Genomic DNA, 22534 nt, shown 5'->3' with positions numbered 1-22534 from the left:
TGCGGGGTCGCGGGTGTTCCGGTCTCACTTTGTGCCGCTTCTCGGCGTCCGGAGCCACACGAACTGCGACCGGAACGGGCGGGAGTCAGTCGTCGAGACGCGCTTCGGCGTCGACGTAGCGGGCCACGACGAGGTCGATCAGGGCCTGGGGAACGGGGCCGCCGTCGAGGAGGGGGAGTGTGATCGTGCGACCGGGGGCTTGACGCTCGGCAAGGTCGAAGAAATAGCCGCGCGCGAGCAGGTAGATCGACACGACCGCGTCCGGGTAGTTCTCGAGCGCCGTCGGCAGGTCGGGTTGGCGCGCGGCGAGATACGCGAGTTCGACGGCTCGCCCGAGGTGCTGCTGCAGCAGAGCGGCCATGCCCTCGGCATCCGTCAGCGAGCGCGGATCGCGGGAGCCCGCGACGGCGAGGATGACGGGGCCGTCGGATGCCGGGGGCAGGTGCGCAGCGAGCCGCTCAGCGAGAACTTCGGCGAGGCGGGGGTCTGGCCCCATCGGGTCGGCGACGACGGCATCCGCTCGCTTGCCGGCGATGCCGTGCAGGTCGTGGTGCACGTGGAATCCGCTCGACAGCAGGAGGGGCACGATGACGACCGGTCCTTCGATCGCGGGTACCGCGTCCTTGGCGTCGGGTTGCTGCACGTCGACGAAGGCGGCTCTGACGGCCACGTCGGGCAGCGCATCGGCGACGCGGTCGACGAGCTCGGCGATCGTGCGTGCGCCTTCGGCATCCGACGTCCCGTGAGAGACGGCGAGCAGGGTGGGGCGGGGCATGCGGTCAGCCTAAGCGGTGCGTGTGACGGCGGTGTTTCCGGGGTGGGGGATGGGTAGGCCCGCGGCGTGGAGGGCGACGCGCAGAGTATGGACGTCGGTGAAGGCGTGCGTTTTGATTCCGAGCTCATTGGCGCCGACAAGCTTCGCGGGGGAGTCGTCGGTGAAGAAGATCCTTTCGGCCGATAAGTGCAGAGACTCCATCACGTGCACGAACGCGCGGCGGTCTGGCTTGGCGTGGCCGATGTCGGCGGAGTTGAAGATCCGGTCGAAATGCGTGGTCAAGCCGCTCTGCGCCGCCTCGGCGTCGATCGTGTCGGTGCCATTGGTGAGGATGGCGCAGATCACGCCGGCAGCGCGGAGTTCGTCCGCCAGTTCGGTCATCTCGGCGTCGACTCGGAACGGGGTTCGCCCCCATTCCTCGGCGGCAGATGTACTGGTGCGTGCGCCGATGCGTGCGATCCATTCGGCGCGCGTGATGCGCCCCGTCGTGACTTCGTCTATGAGGGGAGAAGCGAAGGCGATCTGAGCGAGCAGGCCCTGCTCCAAGCCATGCCTGTTCTCGAGGTCCGGGTCGTGATCGAAGTGGCGGACGACGCCATCGAGGTCGAAGAGTACGGCGCGGATCATGGGTCCATCTTGCCTCTCGCCGCTCGTTGAGCGAGCGTGGCTCAGTGAAACGGAGTGCTCATTTCGTTGCCGATGACACCCGGTGCCGAGTCGTTATCCAGGTGTGATTCTCGGGGCGGTTATGACCCCTGATCTGGGGTTGGAATGTCGGTGGCCCCTGGTGTACTGGGGTTATGACGGCGTTGATGGATGCGACAGTGGAGCAGGTGGCGACGCTGGGCGCGCTCACTGACTCTGTCGTGGAGATCGAGCGCACGATCAGTTCGTTGCAGGCCGCGCGGGATGGTCTTCTCGCTCTCGGGTCCCGGTTCGCGCTCGACGTCGCTCAGCAGGGCGGGCATGAGGATTTCGGGGACATGGCGTTGCGGGCGGTCGCAGCGGAGATGGGTGCCGCGCTGCGGGTCAGTGACCGGACGGTGCAACGACGGATGACGGAAGCCTCGTTTCTGGTGGAGCAGTTCCCGTCGGTGTGGCAGGCGCAGGGCGCCGGGCGGATCAGCGCCTCACACGCCCGAGTGATCGTCGATGCCGGTGCGCACCTGGACGATGCCGCCGATCGGGATGCGTATGCGGAGCAGATGATCGGGTTCGCGGACACGGAGTCCCCGAACCGGGTGGCCCGGATGGCCCGCCGGGTCGCGGAACGATTCCAACCGCGATCGATCGATGAGCGCCACCAGGATGCCCGCGACCGGCGCGGCGCGTGGATGAAAGACCGGGCGGACGGGCAGGCGGAGTTCGGGCTGGTTGGTCCGGCCGCTCTCGTGCACGGCGCGTTCGACCGGCTCACCGGCATGGCCAAAGACGTGCAAGGTGCTCCCGGCGGCGACGGTGAGGGCGTCGGAAACAATGCGGGTGCCGCCGATCCGCGCACGATCGATCAACTCCGTTGCGACCTCGCCCTTGACCTGCTGCTCACCGGGACACCCGCAGGTCACGACACCCCCGACGGGCTCCTCGCCACCATCACCGCGCACGTATCCGTGACCGTCCCCGTCACGACACTGATCGGCACCGGGACCACCCCGGCCGAGTTGGACGGGCGGATCCCGATCGACACCGCCACCGCGAAAGAACTTGCCGGGGCGGCATCCGGGTGGGATCGCATCCTCACCCACCCGATCACCGGGAACCTCCTCGCCGTCGACCGCTACCGGCCCAGTGCGCACCTCAAACGACACCTGAAAGCACGCGATCAACGCTGCCGATTCCCGACCTGCGGACTCCCCACCCGAGACTGCGACATCGACCACCATCAAGACGCCGCCCTCGGCGGCGCGACCACCGTGAACAATCTCGGCGACCTGTGCCGCCGACACCACGTCCTCAAACACCACTCCCCGTGGCACATCGAACAACTCGACACCGGGGTCTACGCCTGGACCAGCCCCACCGGCAAGGTCTACCTCGACCGACCCCCACCCCAGAACACCGTCACCTTCACCCAAGACGACACCCCACCACCGTTTTAGGGATGGGGTCGGGAGCGAGACCGGCGGGGCGATAGAACCGGGCGGCATGCCGCCCGACGCCCGAGCCTCATCCGGTCACCCAGGCGCCGAGGCCGTCTCTCAGCCGCGCGCCGGCTTCACGTCGTAGACGAGCTTGAGGACTCCGTTGGAGTACGACTCCGATTCGCGCAGGGAAAGCGCGCGACGGTCGGCACCGCCCGCTCCGAAGATGGTCTTACCTCCGGGGAGGAGGTACGGGAACATGAGCAGGTTGTAGCGGTCGATCAGCCCTGCCTCGCCGAGGTGGAGCGCCAGGTCGGCGCTGCCGTGGATGAAGATGGCGCCGCCTTCCGTCTGCTTGAGGTCGGCGATGTCCTGGGTGCTACGGAGGATCGTCGTCGGGCCCCAGTTGTCGACGATCGCGTCCTCGCTCAGCGTCGACGACGCCACGTACTTCGGCAGATCGCGATAGTCGGCGTGGTCCTCTGACCCGGGCCAGAAGGCCGAGAACGCCTCGTAGCTGCGGCGGCCGAAAAGCAGGGCGCTCGTCTCGGCGAGCTCCTCGCCCTTGAGCGCGAACGCCTCTGGCACGAAGTCGGTGTCGAAGACCCAGCCGCCGCCAGGGTGGCCCTCAGCGGTGCCGCCGGGGGAGTCGACGACGCCGTCGAGGGTGATGAATCCGGTGTAGACCAATTCACGAGTCATCTGCTTATCTCCTTGTCGCGGCCCCGCGAATGCGCGGCCTTCATACAGACGTCGAACGGCGACGCCGTGGATCGACAATGCCCTCAATCTTTTCCGAGTATCCCGGATCTCGCCATGTCGGCGGTCTCGGCAAGGATGAAGTGATGGCGACGCGACGATTGACGAAGACGTTCCATTGGCGGGGCCGCGAGGTGGCGTACGACAGCTGGGGCTCGGGGCCCGACGTCGTCTTTCTGCACGGAACGCCGTGGTCCTCGGCCCTCTGGCGGCCGATCGCGGACGCCTTGTCGGTGCGGTACACGGTGCACGTCTGGGACATGCCCGGATACGGCCAGTCCTCGAAGGACCCCGGCCACGACGTCGACCTCGGAGTTCAGGGCGAACTGTTCGCGGGTCTGCTCGACGAATGGGGCCTCGATCGCCCGCACATCATCGCGCATGACTTCGGCGGAGCCGTTGCGCTGCGCGCACGACTGCTGCACGGCGCGCGCTACCGATCGCTCTGTCTCGTCGACGTCGTCGCACTGAGCCCATGGGGCTCGCCCTTCTTCACCCTCGTGCAGCAGCACTCAGACGTCTTCACGAGACTGCCCGCCGCGGTGCATCAGGGTGCCGTCGAGGCCTATGTGCGAGGAGCGAGTCACCGCGGCATTCGCGACGACGATCTCGCAATGCTCGTCGATCCGTGGACGGGCGTCCTCGGACAGCCGGCGTTCTACCGGCAGATCGCGCAGGCAGATGAGCGGTACACGACGGAGATGGAGCCCTTGTACTCGACGATCGACGAACCGGTTCACATCATCTGGGGCGCGGATGACACCTGGATTCCCGTGGATCGGGCGCACCGGCTGAACTCGATGATCCCAGGATCGACGTTGACGGTCGTCGAGCGAGCGGGTCATCTCATCCAGCTCGATGCGCCTGCTCAATTGGGCGCCGAACTCGGCCACTGGGTCGATTCCCAGCAAACTTGAGCCGCATCATATCAACTTTGTTTTGACACGCATCGAGTGTGCGAGTACGGTTGAGTCATCGCGACTCAGGTTTGCTGAGCCGCCGCAGATTTCCGAACCACACAACCTCAGCAACAAAGGAGAAACACATGGCACGTGCTGTTGGAATCGACCTCGGTACGACGAACTCCGTCGTCAGCGTCCTCGAGGGTGGCGAGCCGAAGGTCATCGCCAATGCCGAGGGCTTCCGCACGACCCCGTCGGTGGTCGCCTACACGAAGGACGGGGAGGTGCTGGTCGGTGAGACCGCGAAGCGCCAGGCCGTCACCAACGTCGACCGCACCCAGGCGAGCGTCAAGCGCCACATGGGCACCGACTGGACCGTCGAGATCGACGGCAAGAAGTGGACGCCGCAGGAGATCTCCGCGCGTATCCTCATGAAGCTGAAGCGCGACGCCGAGTCCTACCTGGGCGACACGGTGACGGATGCCGTCATCACCGTTCCCGCATACTTCAACGACGCCGAGCGTCAGGCCACCAAGGAGGCCGGTGAGATCTCCGGTCTCAACGTGCTCCGCATCATCAACGAGCCCACCGCCGCGGCACTCGCCTACGGCCTCGACAAGGGCAAGGAAGACGAGCTCATCCTGGTCTTCGACCTCGGTGGCGGAACGTTCGACGTCTCCCTCCTCGAGGTGGGCAAGGACGACGACTTCTCCACGATCCAGGTGCGCTCGACCGCCGGTGACAACCGCCTCGGTGGCGACGACTGGGACCAGCGTCTCGTCGACTACCTGATCAAGCAGTTCAAGGACACCTCGGGTGTCGACGTCTCGGGCGACAAGATCGCCCTGCAGCGTCTGAAGGAGGCCGCGGAGCAGGCGAAGAAGGAGCTCTCCTCCTCGACCAGCACCTCGATCAACCTCCCGTACCTCTCGCTCACCGACTCGGGCCCGGTCTCCCTCAGTGAGACCATCACCCGCGCGAAGTTCGAGGACCTCACCAAGGACCTGCTCGACCGCACCAAGAAGCCGTTCGAGGATGTCATCCGCGAAGCAGGCATCAAGGTCGCCGACATCGACCACATCGTGCTCGTCGGTGGATCGACCCGCATGCCCGCCGTCGCCGAACTCGTCAAGCGCGAGACCGGCAAGGAAGCGAACAAGGGTGTCAACCCGGATGAGGTCGTCGCCGTCGGCGCCGCCCTGCAGGCCGGTGTCCTCAAGGGTGAGCGCAAGGACGTGCTGCTCATCGACGTCACCCCCCTGAGCCTCGGTATCGAGACCAAGGGCGGTATGATGACCAAGCTCATCGAGCGCAACACGGCCATCCCGACCAAGCGCAGCGAGACCTTCACCACCGCAGACGACAACCAGCCGTCCGTGGCGATCCAGGTCTTCCAGGGCGAGCGCGACTTCACCCGCGACAACAAGCCGCTGGGCACCTTCGAGCTCACCGGCATCGCCCCGGCTCCCCGTGGCATACCGCAGGTCGAGGTCACCTTCGACATCGACGCGAACGGCATCGTGCACGTGTCCGCCAAGGACAAGGGCACCGGCAAGGAGCAGTCGATGACGATCACCGGCGGCTCGTCGCTGTCGAAGGACGACATCGAGCGCATGGTGCGCGAAGCCGAGGAGAACGCGGCCGACGACAAGAAGCGCCGTGAGGCCGCCGAGGTCCGCAACCAGGCCGAGACTCTCGCGTACTCGATCGACAAGCTGATCAAGGACAACGACGACAAGCTTCCCGCTGACGTCAAGGAGTCGGTCCAGGCTGACGTCGACGCCCTCAAGACGGCGCTTGCCGGCGAGGACGACGACGCGGTCAAGACGGCGTTCGACAAGCTCAACGAGTCGCAGACCAAGCTCGGCGAAGCCATCTACGCCCAGTCGCAGGCGGACGCCGCAGCCGGCGCCCCCGCCGACGGCGAGGCCCCCGCGGCCGATGACACCTCCTCCGACGAGGACGTCATCGACGCAGAGGTCGTCGACGACGAGGACGAGAAGAAGTAGTCATGACGGACAAGAACTTCGACGACAACGCCGAGGTTCCCGGTGAGGGGTCGGATGCTCAGGCATCCGGCCCCGCGCCGCAGAACCCGGACTCCACCGAAGCGATGGGCGCCGAAGGCTCTGACGACGACCTCACGGTCGACGACATCCTGAACGCCGAGCAGACCGGTGAAGCCGCTGCGGAGGACGCGGTGCTGGCCGACCTCGAGTCGACCCTGCTGAACGACCTCAAGCGGCTGCAGGCCGAGTACGCGAACTACCGTCGCCGCACCGAAGAGCAGCGTCAGGTCGAGATCGAGCGCGCGAAGGGCGAGGCCGCCAAGGGTCTCATCCCCGTACTCGACGATCTCGATCGCGCAGCTCAGCACGGAGACCTCACCGACGGCACGCCCTTCTTCGCGATCGCGGAGAAGGTGCGCCTCGTCGCCGAGCGCATGGGCATGGTCTCCTACGGCGAGAAGGGCGAGGAGTTCGACCCCCAGCGCCACGAGGCGATCTTCCAGCAGCCGACCCCCGGCGCCGAGAAGACCACGGTGCTCGAGGTCGTCGAGGTGGGCTACCGTCTCGGTGACGTCGAGCTGCGCCCGGCGAAGGTCGTCGTCGCGGTGCCGGCCGAGTAGGCGCCGATGGCTAGCCAGGACTGGTTCGACAAGGACTTCTACAAGACCCTCGGGGTCTCGAAAGAGGTCACTGAGGCCGAACTGAAGAAGGCGTATCGCAAGCTCGCGCGCAAGTATCACCCGGATTCCAATCAGGGGGATGCGAAGGCCGAGGCGACGTTCAAGGAGATCAGCGAAGCGTACTCGGTGCTCTCCGATCCTGAGCAGCGCAAGGAGTACGACGAGATCCGCGCGATGGGCTCCGGCGCCCGCTTCACCGCAGGCGGCGCCGGCGCCGGCGGCTTCGAGGACGTGTTCAGCCGGTTCGGTCAGCAGGGGCGCGGCCAGTCGGCCGACTTCGAGGACATCTTCGCGATGTTCAACCAGGGCCAGGGCGCCTCCTTCGGAAACGGGCGGTTCGGGCAGACCTCGGGCGGCTTCCGCGGTTACGGCGGTCCGCAGCGCGGCGCCGACGTCACCGCACGGACCACCCTGGACTTCGCGACCGCGGTCCAGGGCGAGACGATCAGCCTGCAGGGTGAGGACGGCAAGCCGTTCAAGGTCAAGATCCCGGCCGGCGTCGCCGACGGTCAGAAGATCCGGCTGCGCGGTCGAGGCCGGCCATCGCCGGACGGCGGAGAGAACGGCGACATCGTCGTGCAGATCGCCGTGCGACCGCATCCGGTGTTCACGCGCGACGGGCTCAACCTCCGCATCACGGTGCCGGTGACCTTCACCGAGGCTGCGCTCGGCGCCACCATCGAGGTCCCCACGCTCGGCGGCGACGTCGTGAAGCTGCGCGTCGCGCCTGGCACCCCCTCCGGGCGGGTGCTGCGCGTCAAGGGCCGCGGCGTGGCGACGACGAAGGGCACGGGCGACCTGCTCGCCGAGCTGCAGGTCGCGGTGCCGACGCACCTCGATGAGGCCGCTCGCGAGGCGCTGCTCGCCTTCCAGGAGGCCGAGCCCAAGGAGAACCCGCGCACCGAGATGATGGCCAAGGCGCGACGATGAACATCGCGACGGCGACGACGGAACACCGGGGGCAGAGGTGAGGGATCATGGCTGAACGGCGCATGGATGCCGACACCCCGGTGTTCGCGATCGCCGTCGCGGCCGAGCTCGCGGGCATGCACCCGCAGACGCTGCGGCAGTACGACCGCATCGGCCTGGTCGTCCCCGGCCGCACCTCCGGCGGCTCCCGCCGCTACTCGACGCGCAACCTCGAACAGCTGCGAGAGGTCGCGCAGCTCTCCTCAGAGGGCATGAGCCTTCCCGCGATCGCGCGGGTGCTCGCCCTGGAGAACGAGAATCGGATGCTGCGTCGCCGCGTCGCCGAGCTCGAGAACGCGCTCCGCACCGAGCGCGAGAACCGTCCGGGCATGCGCGTGTTCGCTGCAGGATCGGCCGGCGTCACACCGATGCTCGGCGGCCGCCGCATCCGTCGTTCCACCGAGGTGATGCTGTGGAGTCCGCGCGCACAACGCAACGCCGACGAGAGCGACGGAGATGAGCGGGCGCGATAGTGTGGCGACACGATGAGGATGACCCGTCGAACGCTGCTCGCCGGCGCCGGAGCCGGCGCCCTCTCCGTGCTGCTCGCCTCGTGCACACCGGGACCTGATCCGACACCCGGGCCGACGAAGACCACTGCGCCCACACCAGGGCCGACCCCGTCGAACGGCGTTCCGCTGCCGATCGGCGTCGTGCGAAGCGCGTGGTCGACCGATCCTTTCGCGCGCGGAGCTGCGAGCTACATGCCTGTGGGCGCGCAACCGGGAGTTCGGGAAACGCTGGCGGGCCCCGTCGGAGGTCGAATCTTCTTCGCGGGTGAGGCGACGAGTGCGGATGCTCCGGGCACGATGCGCGGTGCGCTCCGCTCCGGCCAGCGCGCCGCAGCCGAGCTGCTGGAGGTCGGCGGCGGAGGCGAGCGGATCGCGGTGATCGGTGCCGGGCTGGCCGGTGCCGGCGCCGCGGCGCGACTGCGGGACGTGGGTCTCGACGTCACCGTTCTGGAGGCCCGGCCTCGTGTCGGCGGCCGGGTCGAGTCATGGTCCGACGATGCGTGGCCGGTGCCCGTGCAGTTCGGCGGATGGCTGCTCGACGGTGCGGACACGAACCTCCGTGGAGATCTGGAAGCATCCGGCATCCCGATCGCTGATCTCGTGCCGGCCGGATGGTTCTCCGCCGAGGGCGAGATCGAGCCCGTCGAGGTGCAGCCGGTGCGGTCGGCCCTCGACGCCGCGAGCAGTCTGCTCGCCGACGTCCCCCTCGCCGATGCCCTCTCGGAAGCCGGAGTGGACCCCGCCGATCCCGGTATCGCCGCGCTGCTCGCGTTCGTCGCTGCGACGTCAGGTGCTGACGCCGCCGAGGTGTCCGCATGGTTCCCGCCCGCACTGATCAGCGGTGACCTCGCCGCACCGACCGGCGATGTCTCCGCGCTCTTCGACGGTCTGCTGGATGGGTCGCAGGTTCGGCTGTCCTCCCCGGTCAGCCACGTCGCCTACGACGACACCGGCGTCAGCCTCCGCCTCGGAACCGGGGAGTCGCTGTCGTTCGATCGCGTCATCCTCACTGTGCCGCTGGGCGTGCTGCAGCAACAGGCGATCGAGTTCGATCCTGCTCTGCCGCTCGCGCACCGAGGTGCGATCACCGCGCTCGCCATGGGCCACATCGAAACGGTCTGGCTGCAGTTCGAGGAGCCGTTCTGGGACGCCGAGGCGAGCATCTGGCACGTCGTCGGCGGTGAAGCGACGATCCGCACCTGGATCAACCTCTTCCCGACGACCGGCGAAGCCGTGCTGGTGGGCATCGTCGGCGGAGCGGCCGCCCAGGAGTTCGCGGCGCTCAAGCCGGATGAGGCGATCGCCGCCGCGGCCGAGTCACTCGGCTCCTTCGTGCGCGCGGACAGCCCCTGAGTGCATCCGCACGCTCCATGACCAGCTGAGCGGCCGTACTCGACTGATGATCACGAGCACGGTCGCGACGAGGGCGAAGATCGCCAGTGCGATGCCGGCGGTGACGACGAACTCCCCGAACCCGCTGACCTGCCGCGGGTCGAGGAAGTAGTACGGGTACCAGCCGATGAGCGGGCCCCGCCACATCGTCACCGCCCCCCACAGCAGCGGATACGCCAGTGAAGCCGGAACCACCCACCACGGCACCCGGCGGTGGCCGGGCGTCAAGATCCACGCGAGCGCCGTGCAGGCCGGCAGCCAGAAATGCATCAGCTGGTCTGACCAGGGGACGTCGACGCGGATGCCCCGGACATCCGCCTGCCAGACGATCAGGGCGAAGGCGAGGCCGGCTGTGATCGTCCACGTGAGCACCATCGCGAGGGCGACGGTGAGCCACCGAGGATCGGCCGGGTGGCGGTAGGCGATGACGCCGGCGACGATGAACAGCAGGACGAATGCGCAGTTCGACTGGACGGTCAGGTAGGCGAAGAAGTTCTGCCCCGCGATCGTCTGCGAGCTGAGACCCCATGCCAGTCGATGGATCAGCGCGGCCAGACACACCGCCGCCGCGGCGAGACGGGTCAGCGCAAAGGTACTTCGTGCCGTCACCGTCCTGTTGCCTCCTGTCGCGTCGCGGTTCTCGCGCTCTCTGGCGAGTCTACGGAGCGTTCACCCGCCGGATTCGACGGGATCACCGTCGAATCGGCAGCGCACGCGTCACTATTCGCAGCGAACGCACACCTTCTCTGTATGACGGATCTTCCTCGGCGCGCAACGACGGCTGACGGCACGAGAACTTCTCGGACATCGGGCGACGCGCGGTGCTGAGCACGCCCGCGGATGCACACCGTATGCGTCGCGCCTTGATCGTCGATGAGTTCGTCATGCAGCGCGCCCGCATCGAACAGCTGCTGACGGGGATTGCGGGCCTGGAAGTCGTGGGAGTCTGCAACACGATCCGCGAGTTCGTGGAGTGGCTGCGTCATGCCGAGAGGACGCGATGGCCGCATCTGCTCGTTCTCGGGATCCCGTTCGATTCCTGGTCGCCGAACGACATCTCGGCACTCACAGCCTTGCGAGAGGCGGGCATCCGTGTCCTCGCCCTCACGACACCGACCGCGCGGATGACAGCGCGTCGTGTCGCCGACGCCGGCGCTGAGGGGTTCATAACCACCGCCGATTCGGAAGACGACCTCGTCGCTGCTGCCGAGATCGTGCTGAGGGGAGGAACGATCATGACCGCGCGCGCACACGCCATCATCCGTGTCGCATCCGAGGGCACGCGTCTGAGCGCGCAAGAGGCACGGGTGCTCGCGCTCTATGCGGGTGGTCTGACCATCGGTCGAGCGGCTGATGTCATGGGCATACGCCACGACACGGCGCGAAAGTACCTGAACCGCGTCCGCGACAAATTCACGTCCGCGGGTCGCCCGGCCCGATCGAAGCTCGAACTCGCGCAGATCGCGTGGGCCGACGGCTACGCCGAGCCCTCGCTGCGACAAGGACCCGGCATCCAACAACACCTTGTGTCGACGCGAATGCCGAAAAGCGGAGGCCGGTCTGCCGATTCCGTGTGACGACGAAACACGGCGACACCTATTCAGCGGAATGAAAAGTGAAGTTCCTACGGTGAGAGCAGGGAACCTCCCTGCTCCGCGCTTGGCGCGTGTCCTGCCACGAAGGAACCACTCCTCATGACGAACACCTCCGCCCCCTCCGCTGCTGCGTCGCTGGGACTTCTCGTCCTCCGCGTCGTGGTCGGCGCCATCTTCATCGCCCACGGTGCCCAGAAGATCTTCGAATTCACCCTCCCCGGCACGATCGAGAGCTTCACCGCGATGGGCGTACCACTGCCCGCCATCGCCGCGACTGTCGTCGCCTTCGTCGAGTTCGGCGGGGGCATCCTCCTCGTGCTCGGCTTCTTCACCCGCCTCGTCGGGATCCTCCTGGCGATCAACATGGTCGTCGCGCTCGTCCTCGTGCACCTTCCCGCCGGACTCTGGGTCGGCAACGGAGGCTACGAGTTCGTGGCCGTGCTCGGAGCCGCCGCTCTGGCACTGGCGCTCATCGGTGCCGGCCGGCTCTCGCTCGACAGGGCGCTGCTCCGCGGGCGCGTTCCCGCCTGGCTGACCTGATCGCGCAGCGCGCATGAAGGAAGCAGGGGATCGGCGTCGAGCCGGTCCCCTGCTTCGTCCCCGATAGCTACAGTTGGGGAATGTCCAAACCGAAGCGCGTGACCATCACGGATATCGCGCGTCTGGCCGGGGTGTCGCCGGGTGCGGTGTCCTTCGCTCTGAACGGTCGCCCCGGGGTCAGCGAGCAGACGCGGCAGCGCATCCTCGAGATCGCCGAGGCGCACCAATGGCTGCCGAGCTCGGCGGCACGAGCGCTGGTCGGTTCGCGAGCCGGGGTCATCGGCTTCGCCGTGAATCGCTCGGCAGGGACCCTCGGGGCCGAGGCCTTCTTCACCGACCTCATCGCGGGTGTGCAATCGGCGCTCGCCGAGAACCGCATCGCGATGCAGATGGTGCTGGTCGCCTCGATCGAGGAAGAGGTGGCGACCTACCGTCGCTGGAGCAGTGCCAATCAGGTCGACGGCGTGATCGTGATCGATCCGCGAGACGACGACCCGCGTCTCACTGTGCTCCGCGATCTCGCCCTACCAGCCGTCGTCATCGGAAGCCATGCGTCCGATGACGCCCATCCGGCGTCGATCTGGTTGGACGACAGCCAGGTCGCACACGCCCTCTTCGACTACCTGGTCGCGCTCAGGCACCGTTCGATCGTGTACGTCGCGGGTCCGGCCGAGTTCCAGCACACCCGGATGCGCACCGAGGTGCTCCTGGGCCAGCAGGATCGCGGCGTGGTCGGAGAAGTGATCGCCACCGACTTCTCGCCGGGGGAGGCATCGACCGCGATGCGCCGCCTGCTCAGCCGTCGGGAGCGGCCGTCGGCGGTCGTCTTCGACAACGACGTCATGGCGATCGCCGGCATGCGGGTCGCGCAGGAGATGCGGATCTCGGTGCCGGATGAACTCTCCATCGCATCGTTCGACGATTCCGTCGTGGCGGGGCTCGTGCACCCGTCGATCACCTGCATCACCCGCGACACCTTCGGTCTCGGTGCGGATGCCGCCGAATTCCTGCTCGATCAGATCGACTCGGCCGAGATCCTTCCCGATCGGATCGGGCCTCTGCCAAGCCTCACCGTGCGCGAGAGCACCGCGGCGCCGCGCTGACCCTGCTCGCGACCGGACCCGGCCGGATGCTCAGACGACGGTGTTCTGCGACGTGTAATCCTCGCCGCTGAGCGCGGGGCGGACGAGCTCGGTGATGCCGCGCGACGCGAGGACCTCGGGCTTGTCGGCATCCAGAGACGTGACGATGGCCGGGTCGACCCCGGCCGTGCAGGCATCCACCCACGCCTGGAAGATCGAACCGCCGGGGCTCATCGCCGCGCGACTGATCGGCGTCTCGTTCTCATCGACCTCGACGACGATCCCGAGCGAACGGGGCGGTGCAGGCTGCCGTTCGCGCAGTTCGGGGATGATCTCGGCGAAGCGACGGCCGATCGGCTTCGCCGCGCCGTCCTGATCGACGAGGCCGAGCGTGTACTCCAGCTCCGGGAAGTCGGCCAGGGATCGGCTGACGTCGTGCGAGCACCACCAGGTGACGCCCCAGAGATTCTCGGTGCGGGCTGCCGAGCGCACGGTGGCCTCGAGGAAGTCCGGCGTCTCTTCGGGCGTCAGGCAGTTCGAAGGGGCGCCGACCTCCTGCAGCCAGATCGCGCGATCGGGATCGGTGGCGAAGCCCCGCGCCAGCTCGATCATGTACTCGGCGTGCCGATCCGACGCCACCGAGCGTCCGCCGTAGCGCTGCGCTGTGCCGTTGAAGATCCACGAGTGCACCGTGCTCATCGCGCCGAGGCGGGAGGCGAGTGCCGGCGTGAAGCCGTGCCCGTCCATGTACCAGGCGGCGTCGTATTCGCTGTGCACGTGCTGCTGTGCGGGTGCGGCCTTCTGTGCCGCATCCAGAAGCGTCGTGATCCAGTTCGCGGCCTCGGCCTCGGTGACCGGCCACGGAGACGGGTGCGTCTTCGCCGAGAACTGGTTCGTCTCGTTGCCGAGAGTGAAGCCGAGGAAGTTCCCGGCATCCCCGAGCCGTGCTCCCAGCCGCTCGACGAGGGCGACCTGCCCGCTGAGGGCGTCGGGGTGCGTGAACATGTTCTTGTCGTGCCAGGTGAACAGCCAGGACGGGACGAAGTCGAAGCTCGAGAGGTGACCCTGGATGACGTCGACGCTCGCGTCGAGTCCGAACTCCGCGGCGATGTCGACCACGGCACGGACGTCCTCGACGGCTTCGGCGCGGATCAGCGTTCGGTTCGGCTGCAGGACCGTCCACAGCGGGAAGATCCGCACGTGGTCGAGGCCCAGGTCGGCGAGGGCGGCGAAGTCGCGACGCACCTCATCGAGATCCAGCGACATCCACGCGTGCATCCACTCGGAGCGTGGCGTGTAGTTGGCGCCGAAGCGCAGTGGGGCGATCGCGGTCGACATGGCGATCCTTTCGTGGAGTCTGGTGCCGGTCGGCGGCGACGGTGTGGGCGAATCGGCGGTGCTTATGGCATGCTATGGTCACTATATCGTTTTAGTAGAGGCTGTGATGGCGACTCGGACGAGGCGCAGCGGCCGGACCACTTCGAAGGAGAACGTCCATGAAGATTCGTACGACGGCCGCCGCGGGCATTGCGGTTGCGGCATCCCTCGTTCTCGCCGGATGCGCCGGAGGCGCTCCGGCGCCTGCGGGCGGCGATGGCGAGATCAAGGGTGAGATCGACTTCCAGACCTGGTCTCTGAAGAACGACAAGTTCACTCCCTACTTCGAGGACGTCATCGACGCGTTCGAGAAGGAGAACCCCGGCACGACGGTGAACTGGATCGACCAGCCGGCCGACGGCTACGAGGACAAGATCCTGCAGCAGGCCGAATCCGGCGAGCTGCCCGACGTCATCAACCTTCCGCCGGAGTACGCGTACGCTCTCGCCGAGGCCGGCCAGCTGCTCGACCTCGGCGGCGCATCCGACGTGATCGACGACTACGTCGACGGCGGTGTCGCGGCGTACACCTACGACGGCATCGACGGTTCGTTCGGGTTTCCGTGGTACCTGGGCACCGAGCTCAACTACTGGAACAAGGCGCTGCTCGCGAAGGGCGGCGTCGACGCGACGCCGACCACTTTCGAGGAGACCCTCGATGCTGCCGAGAAGCTCGCCGCAGTCGGCATCCAGACGATCTCGGATGTGCCGAGCCCGAAGTCGCTGCAGATCATGGTCACCGATGGCGGAGGCACTCAGAGCGTCTACAAGGACGGGGAGTTCGGCTTCGACACTCCCGAGGCTGAGGCGATCATCGAGCGCTATGCCGAGCTCTACAAGGCGGGAGCGATCTCGCCGGAGGCCCTGCAGAACGCCGGCACGGCGAACGCCAACATCAACAACTTCAACAAGGGCACCGTCGCTTGGGCGACCGCCGGGCCGAACTACATCGACAAGGACATCGCCGTGAACGCGCCGACGCTCCTGCCTGACGTCGACGTCACCAACGGCTTCGGCAACCCGCCGCTGTTCGTGCAGGGGATCAGCGTGTCGGCGAACTCCACCAACTCCGCAACAGCCCTTGCCTTCGCCGAGTTCCTCACGAACACCTCGAACCAGATCGAGTTCGTCAAGCTCGCCACCGGCTTCTTCCCCGGAACCAAGGCGGCGAACGAGGACCCGTCTGCGTTCGCTGAGACGGCTCAGAACGAGATGCAGGCCGTTGCGAACGAGCTCGCCGCCTCGCAGATGAACGATGCCCAGCTCATCGGCGCCCCGCAGTTCACTGAGGCGATGGAGACCTTCGCCAAACAGCAGATCGCCCTGGCGGTCAAGGGTGAAATCTCCGCCAAGGAGGCGCTGCAGAAGTCCGTCGAGTACGCGGAGCAGAACGTCGTCGGCTGATCCGACGACGACGAACGAAGGGGCCGGGACTCACCATGAGACATCAACGCTGGTACACGCCGTATCTGCTCATCCTCCCCGGTGTGATCTGGGTATTCGTGTTCGCCCTGTGGCCGTTCGTGAACACGATCGGACTCGCGTTCACGGATGCCCGGCCCCTTCGTCCCGCGGAGTTCGTCGGGCTCGCGAACTTTGCGAAGCTGTTCGAGGATGAGCGATTCGCGTACGCGCTGACGACGTCGCTGGTCTACGTCGTCGTGTGCGTGCCGCTGCTCACCTTCATCCCGCTCCTGCTGGCACTGCTGGTGCACGCCAAGATCCCGGCGATCGGGTTCTTCCGCACGACGTTCTACTTCCCGGTGATCGCCTCAGCGGTCGTCGTCGCGATCGTGTGGGAGTTCCTCTTCTCGGGCAGCGGAACCGTCAACTCGGCGCTGAGCTTCTTCGGCCTCATCGATCGACCGATCGAGTTCCTCTCCGATCGCTGGCTGCTGATCGGATGTGCGATCGGGCTGACCGTCTGGAAGGGCCTGGGTTACTACATGGTGGTCTACCTCGCCGCCCTCGGGAATGTCGGCCGCGAGCTGCACGAGGCAGCCGCGATGGACGGGGCAGGGCGGTGGCGCCGGTTCTGGTCGGTCACTGTTCCCGGCGTGCGCGGGCCGATGATGCTCGTCTCCGTGCTGGTATGCGTCGGCGCGATGCGGGTCTTCACGGAGCTCTACGTGCTCTCCAACGGTTCCGGCGGTCCCGGCGGTAGGGCCATGAGCATGGTGATGCTCATCCAATCGATGGGCAAGGGGCTCAACGGGCAGGTGGGCTATGCATCTGCGATCTCGCTCGTGCTGTTCCTGTTCACGCTGGTGCCGCTGGCGATCGTCGGCATCCTGAACAACAGCGATGCGATCAAAGAAGCGCTGTCGTCCAGGCGGGCAGGGAAGGCCGCGAAGGCCGCTCGCCTCTCGGTCGCAGAGGGAGCCGTCCGATGAGCGTCACGAAGGCCGCCGGCGACGTGAAGCTGCCGCGGGACAAGCCGTACCGCACACGGGGCTCCGCCGACATCATGAAGCCGTCGCTTCCCGGGCTCATCGGCAAGTACGCGTTGCTGCTCGTCGTGCTCGCCGTCATGGTGTTCCCGTTCCTCTGGCAGATGTCGACCTCTTTCAAGGGCGCGACGGAGAACATCTACGACTTCCCGCCATCGCTGATCCCGACGGCTCCCACTCTGGACAACTACGCCGAGGTGTTCCGCACCATTCCGGTGCTCGACTACGCGTGGCACTCCCTGCTCGTCGGCGTCGGAACCGTGATCACCAACGTCGTCTTCGCGACGATCGGCGGCTATGCGCTGGGCACCATGAAGTTCCGATTCAAATGGGTCTTCCTGGCGGTCTTCTTCTCGACGCTGCTGCTTCCCGGCGAGGTCACGCTGACCAGCCAGTACCTCACGGTGAAGTCGCTCGGGCTCGCCAACACCCTCTGGGGCGTGTTCCTGCCCGGTGCGATCGCGGCGATCAACATCCTGCTGATGATGGCGGCCTGCCGGATGATCCCGGCGGACACCCTGGCCGCGGCCACGATCGACGGCGCCAACACGATGCAGCGACTGCGCCACATCGTCTGGCCGAACGTGCGTGGCATGGTGTCCGTCGTTGCGCTGTTCGCCTTCATCGGCGCATGGGACGACTTCCTGTGGCCGCTGGTCGTGCTCTCGGATCCGGCGAACTACACCCTCACCGTCGGCATGCAGTATCTCAGCTCGAACTTCGCCGCCAATCCTCGAGTGATCGCGGCAGGAACGATGATCGCTCTGGTGCCGATCATCGTGCTGTTCGCGGTGCTGCAGAAGCAGTTCTTCAAGGGCGTCGAGGAAGGAAGCGTCAAGGGATGACGGATCCGACGGATGCCGAGGCGGGCGGTCTTGAATGGCTCGCCCTCCCGCAGCCGACGACAGCCGCTCTGACCGGAGGGGAATGGCGGCCCTCGTCGGTCCTCGTCGCCACCGACGTGCCGGAGTTCGCCGCGGAGGCGGCGCGTCTGGAGCGCGAACTCGTGGCGCTCGGTATTCCGCGGGGCGACGGGGCAGTCATCCGACTGCGCACAGGCGAGCCCATCGGTGAGGCGTTCCGGCTCACCGTTGGCGACGACATCGAGGTTGTCGCGGGGGCCCCGGTCGGGGTGTTCCGAGCGACGCGCCAGCTGCTGCACAACCTGCGCGCCCAAGGTGCCGTGCCGCACGGTCGTGTGCAATCGGCGCCGGCGGTCGAGGAGCGGGGCTTCCACCTCGACGCGGCGCGGAAGTACTTTCCAGCGGACTGGATGGTCGACCTGCTGCATGCCCTCGCGGATGTGGGGATCAACAGCTTCCAGTGGCATCTCTCCGAGAACGAGGGCTTCAGGATCGGCTCCGACGCCTTCCCGGAGATCGTGTCGGCGCAGCATGTCACGCGCGACGAGGCGCGGCGGGTGGCGGACGCTGCCGCTGACCTCCACATCGATCTCGTGCCATCGCTCGACATGCCGGGGCATCTCCGGCATGCCCTGGCCGCGCACCCGGAGTTCCGGTTGGCGGCCGCAGGTGGACTCGAGACCGACCACGGGCTGGATATCGCCAACGAGGATGCGGTGCGTTTCGCCCAGGCGCTGATCGACGACATCGCCCCGCTCTTCCCGCGCAGTACCAGCTGGAACCTCGGTGGCGACGAGTTCGTCGACTTCGCCCGGATCCACGAGTATCCGGCTCTGGTGACGGCCGCGCGCGAGCGGTATGGGGCGGACGCCACCGGGTTCGATCTGCTCACCGCGTTCGTGAATCGCATCAGCGCGCATCTGCGCTCGCGCGGGTTCGACCCTCGCGTGTGGAATGACGGGATGCTGCGCAGCAGCGCCGTGGAACTCGACTGTGAGACCGTCCTCACGTGGTGGACGAACTGGCACGCTGAGATGCGACCGCTCGCGGACGCCATCGCTTCCGCGCGCGGGCTCGTGAACTTCAACGATTCCCTCTTCTACTACGTGCTCGGCGAGAAGGCCGGGTACGAGTATCCGACGAGCGAACGGATCTGGGGCGCCGACTGGCATCCGGGGCTCTTCCCGTCCCTTCCCGGTGGCGTGGTGCAGGAGATCCCCGCTCCGTACCCTGCGCAGCTGATCGGGGTAGCCTTCTCGGTCTGGTCCGATGCCGAGGAGGCGCAGACGCCGCAGGAGGTCGCCGCAGGCATCCGCCGGCCCCTCCGTGCGATGGCCGAGCGGGCGTGGAATGGCGGGAGTAGTGTGACGCACGACGCATTTTGCACAATCGATGTGCAAATTGGTCTTTACGCGTGACTCGACGACTTCCGGCGGGTAGCGTCGACCGCGACGCACTGTCCTAGACTCATCTACTAGATCGTTTTAGTTACCGTCCAGCTCGGAGACCGAATCACACATGCATGACGACACCTCGCTCACAGTCGGCCGCGTCAAGCGAGTGCTCGACGAGCGCATCCGCCCGGCCATCCACTCGGCATCGACGCCGCTGACGGTCGAGATCCACGAGCTGCCCGGCGAGCCGATCAGTCCCGTCGACGGCCTCGCGCTCGACTTCGCGCCGACGACGGTGCCGGCACAGTGGGGACCGGCCTGGGGGACGACGTGGTTCAGGCTCACCGGTCGGGTGCCCGCAGAATGGGCCGGACGCCGGGTCGAGGCGGTCATCGACCTCGGCTTCGACATCAACATGCCCGGCTTCCAGTGCGAGGCGCTCGTCTACCGGGCCGACGGGACACCGGTGAAGAGCATCAATCCGCGCAACCAGTGGCTTCCGGTCGCCGCGGACGCGCACGGTGACGAGCCGGTCGAGCTGTACCTCGAGGCGGCGGCCAACCCGGTGCTCCTCGATTACCACCCCTTCCTGCCGACGCAGGAGGGTGACATCCTCACCTCATCGCCCGAGCCGCTCTACCGCACCCGGCGCATGGACCTCGCGGTCTTCGAGCAGGACGTCTTCGAGCTCTCCCTCGACCTCGAGGTGCTCTTCGAGCTGCAGGCCGAGCTGCCGCCGACCTCGCCCCGCCGGATGCAGATCCTGCAGGCGATGGACGACGCCCTCGACGTGCTCGACCTGCAGCGCATCGCCGCGACGGCATCCGACGCGCGGGTGAAGCTCGAAGGCGTGCTCGCCGCCCCGGCCGAAGCGAGCGCCCACCGCATCTCGGCGATCGGCCACGCGCACATCGACTCCGCCTGGCTGTGGCCGGTGCGCGAGACGATCCGCAAGGTCGCCCGTACATCGTCGTCGATGACGGCGCTGCTCGAGGAACAGCCGGAGTTCCAGTACGGCATGTCCAGCGCACAGCAGTACGCCTGGCTCAAGGAGCATCGACCCGAGGTGTTCGAGCGGGTCAAGGCCGCCGTAGCCGAAGGCCGGTTCCTGCCGCTCGGTGGCATGTGGGTCGAGTCCGACACGGTGATGCCGACGGGGGAGTCGCTGGTGCGCCAGTTCTCGTACGGCCAGCGCTTCTTCGAACGCGAGTTCGGGATCCGCTCCAAGGGCGTCTGGCTGCCCGACAGCTTCGGCTACTCGCCGGCGCTGCCGCAGCTGATGCGCCGGGCCGGATTCGAATGGTTCTTCACGCAGAAGATCTCCTGGAACCAGCAGAACGTCTTCCCGCACCACACGTTCCTGTGGGAGGGCATCGACGGTTCGCAGATGTTCACGCACTTCCCGTCGATGGACACCTACAACTCGCAGCTGAGCGGCATGGAGGTCGCCAAGGCGTCGCGACAGTTCAAGGAGAACCGGCTCTCGTCGCGCTCGATCGCCCCGGTGGGCTGGGGTGACGGTGGTGGCGGCACGACGCGGGAGATGACCGGACGCGCACGGCGCCTCAAGGACCTCGAGGGCAGTGCGCGGGTGGAGTGGGAGCACCCCGACACGTTCTTCGACGCGGCGAAGGCGGAGCTGCCGCATCCGGCCGTCTGGGTCGGCGAGCTGTATCTCGAACTGCATCGCGGAACCCTCACCAGCCAGCACGGCACGAAGTCGCGCCACCGCTGGGCCGAGCATGCGCTCGTCGAGGCCGAGCTGTGGGCGGCGACGGATGCCGTCCGCACCGGCGCCGCGTACCCCGCGGCCGAGTTCGACACGCTGTGGGAGCAGGTGCTGCTGCACGAGTTCCACGACATCCTGCCCGGCACTTCGATCGCCTGGGTTCACCGCGAGGCGGTCACCGTCCTCGAGGACGTCATCACGAGGGCGCGCGCCATCTCGGATACGGCGCGTCGCTCGCTCGCCGGCGAGGGCGAGCGCGAGCTCGTCTTCTCGCCGTCCTCCGTCGCGGGGCCGGCACCGCTGGGCGCTGCCGTCGCACTCCCGGTCACGGATCGGGTGGCCGTCGACGACAGTGGTGACGGCATCCTGCTCGAGAACGCGCTCGTGCGTGTGCGGATCTCGGACGAGGGGCTCATCGTCTCGGCCGTCGATCTCGCATCCGGCCGCGATGCCGTGGCATCCGGTCGCGAGGCGAACCTGCTGCAGCTGCACCAGGACTTCCCGAACATGTGGGACGCCTGGGACATCGACCGGTACTACCGCAACAGCGTGACCGACCTGCGCGATGTCACGTCGTTGACGGCACGACTGACGGATGCCGGCGCCGAGGTCGTGATCGTGCGCGAGTTCTCGCAGTCGACGATCACTCAGACGCTCACGCTCGCACCGGATTCGCGGACCGTGAAGATCGTGAACGACATCGATTGGCGGGAGACCGAGAAGCTGCTCAAGCTCGCCTTCCCCCTCGATGTGCAGGCCACGCACTCCGAGGCCGAGACGCAGTTCGGTTACCAGGCTCGCGTCACGCACACGAACACGAGCTGGGAGGCGGCGAAGTTCGAGACCTCGATGCACCGTTTCGTGCTGGTGCGCGAGGCTGACTTCGGCGTCGCGCTCGTGAACGACTCGATCTACGGCTACGACACCTCGCGTGAGGTCTCGGATGACGCGGTCACGACGACGGTGCGCCTGTCGCTGCTGCGTGCGCCGCGGTTCCCCGACCCCGACACCGACCACGGCAGGCACGTCATCACGACGGGCCTGGTCATCGGCGCCGGTCCCGCCGAGGCGACGCGCGCCGGCATCGAGCTGAACGCGCCCGCCGCGGTGCTGCGAGGCGCACGCGATGTCGCACCGCTCGTCTCCGTGCAGGGCGGCGGCATCGTCGTGTCCGGTGTGAAGCTGGCCGACGACGGGTCCGGCGACGTGATCGTGCGCGTGTACGAGTCGCTCGGACGACGCGTGTCCGGGGCGCTGGCCGTCGACTTCGAGCATCGTGAGGTGCGCGAGATCTCGCTGATCGAGGATGCACTCGACGACGCCCGCGTCGGCACCGAGCTGCACCTGCGTCCGTTCGAGGTGCGCACGCTCCGCATCGTGCGCTGAGGTCGGAAGCATTTCTGACCTCGCACGGGCCGGGAGGTGC

At 67.2% G+C, this 22534-nt stretch carries 20 protein-coding genes; 15 read left to right on the top strand and 5 right to left on the bottom strand.

All coding sequences use genetic code 11. From position 1 onward, the window contains the following. Window positions 1-85 precede the first annotated feature (85 nt). On the bottom strand, window positions 86-775 hold the full coding sequence (locus MRBLWH12_RS13035) for a sirohydrochlorin chelatase (protein WP_363549579.1): 690 nt from the start codon (window positions 773-775) through the stop codon (window positions 86-88). Window positions 776-784: 9 nt separating this feature from the next. Next, on the bottom strand, window positions 785-1402 hold the full coding sequence (locus MRBLWH12_RS13030) for an HAD-IA family hydrolase (RefSeq protein WP_363549576.1): 618 nt from the start codon (window positions 1400-1402) through the stop codon (window positions 785-787). Window positions 1403-1575: 173 nt separating this feature from the next. Between MRBLWH12_RS13030 and MRBLWH12_RS13025 the strand changes: the two genes are divergently transcribed. Next, entirely contained in the window at window positions 1576-2874 is a 1299-nt protein-coding gene (locus MRBLWH12_RS13025; protein WP_363549573.1) for an HNH endonuclease signature motif containing protein, read from the top strand. A 99-nt stretch (window positions 2875-2973) separates the two neighbouring features. On the opposite strand, the gene MRBLWH12_RS13020 is transcribed toward MRBLWH12_RS13025, so the two are convergent. Continuing rightward, window positions 2974-3558, bottom strand: coding sequence for a dihydrofolate reductase family protein (locus MRBLWH12_RS13020; RefSeq protein WP_363549570.1), 585 nt, complete (start codon window positions 3556-3558; stop codon window positions 2974-2976). A gap of 143 nt (window positions 3559-3701) precedes the next feature. On the opposite strand from MRBLWH12_RS13020, the gene MRBLWH12_RS13015 reads away from it, so the two are divergent. The 6 genes from MRBLWH12_RS13015 to MRBLWH12_RS12990 all read left to right on the top strand — a co-directional run bounded on the left by MRBLWH12_RS13015 (window position 3702) and on the right by MRBLWH12_RS12990 (window position 10040). Continuing rightward, entirely contained in the window at window positions 3702-4532 is an 831-nt protein-coding gene (locus MRBLWH12_RS13015; RefSeq protein ID WP_363549567.1) for an alpha/beta fold hydrolase, read from the top strand. Window positions 4533-4660: 128 nt separating this feature from the next. Beyond that, the gene (dnaK, locus tag MRBLWH12_RS13010) at window positions 4661-6526 is read left to right on the top strand and encodes a molecular chaperone DnaK (RefSeq protein WP_363549565.1); all 1866 of its coding nucleotides are present in this window, start codon (window positions 4661-4663) and stop codon (window positions 6524-6526) included. Between the two features lie 2 nt (window positions 6527-6528). Then, on the top strand, window positions 6529-7146 hold the full coding sequence (locus MRBLWH12_RS13005; protein WP_341977012.1) for a nucleotide exchange factor GrpE: 618 nt from the start codon (window positions 6529-6531) through the stop codon (window positions 7144-7146). Between the two features lie 6 nt (window positions 7147-7152). Further along, window positions 7153-8136 (top strand): DnaJ C-terminal domain-containing protein, encoded by a 984-nt coding sequence (locus tag MRBLWH12_RS13000; protein WP_341977014.1) that lies wholly within the window; start codon window positions 7153-7155, stop codon window positions 8134-8136. A gap of 47 nt (window positions 8137-8183) precedes the next feature. Continuing rightward, window positions 8184-8648: a heat shock protein transcriptional repressor HspR gene (locus MRBLWH12_RS12995; RefSeq protein WP_363549560.1), complete on the top strand. Its 465-nt coding sequence runs from the start codon at window positions 8184-8186 to the stop codon at window positions 8646-8648. Between the two features lie 18 nt (window positions 8649-8666). Then, window positions 8667-10040, top strand: a complete 1374-nt coding sequence (locus MRBLWH12_RS12990) for a flavin monoamine oxidase family protein (RefSeq protein WP_363549558.1) — start codon at window positions 8667-8669, stop codon at window positions 10038-10040. On the opposite strand, the gene MRBLWH12_RS12985 is transcribed toward MRBLWH12_RS12990, so the two are convergent. Beyond that, window positions 10005-10688, bottom strand: coding sequence for a Pr6Pr family membrane protein (locus MRBLWH12_RS12985; RefSeq protein WP_363549555.1), 684 nt, complete (start codon window positions 10686-10688; stop codon window positions 10005-10007). The two genes, MRBLWH12_RS12990 and MRBLWH12_RS12985, sit on opposite strands and share 36 nt — an antisense overlap. A gap of 242 nt (window positions 10689-10930) precedes the next feature. Between MRBLWH12_RS12985 and MRBLWH12_RS12980 the strand changes: the two genes are divergently transcribed. From MRBLWH12_RS12980 to MRBLWH12_RS12970, 3 genes are all read left to right on the top strand, one after another. Next, window positions 10931-11656: a DNA-binding response regulator gene (locus MRBLWH12_RS12980; protein WP_363549552.1), complete on the top strand. Its 726-nt coding sequence runs from the start codon at window positions 10931-10933 to the stop codon at window positions 11654-11656. Between the two features lie 117 nt (window positions 11657-11773). Then, window positions 11774-12214, top strand: a complete 441-nt coding sequence (locus MRBLWH12_RS12975; protein ID WP_363549549.1) for a DoxX family protein — start codon at window positions 11774-11776, stop codon at window positions 12212-12214. 80 nt (window positions 12215-12294) lie between these two features. Then, window positions 12295-13317, top strand: coding sequence for a LacI family DNA-binding transcriptional regulator (locus tag MRBLWH12_RS12970; protein ID WP_341977026.1), 1023 nt, complete (start codon window positions 12295-12297; stop codon window positions 13315-13317). A gap of 30 nt (window positions 13318-13347) precedes the next feature. On the opposite strand, the gene MRBLWH12_RS12965 is transcribed toward MRBLWH12_RS12970, so the two are convergent. Further along, window positions 13348-14634: a glycoside hydrolase 5 family protein gene (locus MRBLWH12_RS12965; protein WP_363549545.1), complete on the bottom strand. Its 1287-nt coding sequence runs from the start codon at window positions 14632-14634 to the stop codon at window positions 13348-13350. A 158-nt stretch (window positions 14635-14792) separates the two neighbouring features. Between MRBLWH12_RS12965 and MRBLWH12_RS12960 the strand changes: the two genes are divergently transcribed. The 5 genes from MRBLWH12_RS12960 to MRBLWH12_RS12940 all read left to right on the top strand — a co-directional run bounded on the left by MRBLWH12_RS12960 (window position 14793) and on the right by MRBLWH12_RS12940 (window position 22494). Further along, entirely contained in the window at window positions 14793-16076 is a 1284-nt protein-coding gene (locus tag MRBLWH12_RS12960) for an ABC transporter substrate-binding protein (RefSeq protein WP_363549542.1), read from the top strand. A gap of 35 nt (window positions 16077-16111) precedes the next feature. Further along, the gene (locus MRBLWH12_RS12955) at window positions 16112-17065 is read left to right on the top strand and encodes a carbohydrate ABC transporter permease (protein WP_341977032.1); all 954 of its coding nucleotides are present in this window, start codon (window positions 16112-16114) and stop codon (window positions 17063-17065) included. Further along, window positions 17062-17967: a carbohydrate ABC transporter permease gene (locus MRBLWH12_RS12950; RefSeq protein ID WP_363549538.1), complete on the top strand. Its 906-nt coding sequence runs from the start codon at window positions 17062-17064 to the stop codon at window positions 17965-17967. The genes MRBLWH12_RS12955 and MRBLWH12_RS12950 overlap by 4 nt, the downstream gene beginning before the upstream one ends. Continuing rightward, entirely contained in the window at window positions 17964-19403 is a 1440-nt protein-coding gene (locus MRBLWH12_RS12945; protein ID WP_363549535.1) for a family 20 glycosylhydrolase, read from the top strand. Before MRBLWH12_RS12950 ends, MRBLWH12_RS12945 begins: the two co-directional genes overlap by 4 nt. 100 nt (window positions 19404-19503) lie before the next feature. Beyond that, window positions 19504-22494: an alpha-mannosidase gene (locus MRBLWH12_RS12940; protein ID WP_363549532.1), complete on the top strand. Its 2991-nt coding sequence runs from the start codon at window positions 19504-19506 to the stop codon at window positions 22492-22494. Window positions 22495-22534 lie beyond the last annotated feature (40 nt).

Origin of the sequence: Microbacterium sp. LWH12-1.2, from assembly GCF_040675825.1 — a bacterium.
GTDB lineage: Bacteria > Actinomycetota > Actinomycetes > Actinomycetales > Microbacteriaceae > Microbacterium.
This window is presented reverse-complemented; position numbering and strand designations above follow the sequence as displayed.

Bases quoted from the DNA above. Each gene is read 5' to 3' on its own strand.
- dnaK (WP_363549565.1), top strand. From the start codon at position 4,661: ATGGCACGTGCTGTTGGAATCGACCTCGGTACGACGAACTCCGTCGTC.
- MRBLWH12_RS12975 (WP_363549549.1), top strand. From the start codon at position 11,774: ATGACGAACACCTCCGCCCCCTCCGCTGCTGCGTCGCTGGGACTTCTC.
- MRBLWH12_RS12970 (WP_341977026.1), top strand. From the start codon at position 12,295: ATGTCCAAACCGAAGCGCGTGACCATCACGGATATCGCGCGTCTGGCC.
- MRBLWH12_RS13020 (WP_363549570.1), bottom strand. From the start codon at position 3,558: ATGACTCGTGAATTGGTCTACACCGGATTCATCACCCTCGACGGCGTC.
- MRBLWH12_RS12965 (WP_363549545.1), bottom strand. From the start codon at position 14,634: ATGTCGACCGCGATCGCCCCACTGCGCTTCGGCGCCAACTACACGCCA.
- MRBLWH12_RS12960 (WP_363549542.1), top strand. From the start codon at position 14,793: ATGAAGATTCGTACGACGGCCGCCGCGGGCATTGCGGTTGCGGCATCC.
- MRBLWH12_RS13030 (WP_363549576.1), bottom strand. From the start codon at position 1,402: ATGATCCGCGCCGTACTCTTCGACCTCGATGGCGTCGTCCGCCACTTC.
- MRBLWH12_RS13000 (WP_341977014.1), top strand. From the start codon at position 7,153: ATGGCTAGCCAGGACTGGTTCGACAAGGACTTCTACAAGACCCTCGGG.
- MRBLWH12_RS12955 (WP_341977032.1), top strand. From the start codon at position 16,112: ATGAGACATCAACGCTGGTACACGCCGTATCTGCTCATCCTCCCCGGT.
- MRBLWH12_RS12940 (WP_363549532.1), top strand. From the start codon at position 19,504: ATGCATGACGACACCTCGCTCACAGTCGGCCGCGTCAAGCGAGTGCTC.
- MRBLWH12_RS13005 (WP_341977012.1), top strand. From the start codon at position 6,529: ATGACGGACAAGAACTTCGACGACAACGCCGAGGTTCCCGGTGAGGGG.
- MRBLWH12_RS13015 (WP_363549567.1), top strand. From the start codon at position 3,702: ATGGCGACGCGACGATTGACGAAGACGTTCCATTGGCGGGGCCGCGAG.
- MRBLWH12_RS12950 (WP_363549538.1), top strand. From the start codon at position 17,062: ATGAGCGTCACGAAGGCCGCCGGCGACGTGAAGCTGCCGCGGGACAAG.
- MRBLWH12_RS13035 (WP_363549579.1), bottom strand. From the start codon at position 775: ATGCCCCGCCCCACCCTGCTCGCCGTCTCTCACGGGACGTCGGATGCC.
- MRBLWH12_RS12980 (WP_363549552.1), top strand. From the start codon at position 10,931: ATGCGTCGCGCCTTGATCGTCGATGAGTTCGTCATGCAGCGCGCCCGC.
- MRBLWH12_RS13025 (WP_363549573.1), top strand. From the start codon at position 1,576: ATGACGGCGTTGATGGATGCGACAGTGGAGCAGGTGGCGACGCTGGGC.
- MRBLWH12_RS12995 (WP_363549560.1), top strand. From the start codon at position 8,184: ATGGCTGAACGGCGCATGGATGCCGACACCCCGGTGTTCGCGATCGCC.
- MRBLWH12_RS12945 (WP_363549535.1), top strand. From the start codon at position 17,964: ATGACGGATCCGACGGATGCCGAGGCGGGCGGTCTTGAATGGCTCGCC.
- MRBLWH12_RS12990 (WP_363549558.1), top strand. From the start codon at position 8,667: ATGACCCGTCGAACGCTGCTCGCCGGCGCCGGAGCCGGCGCCCTCTCC.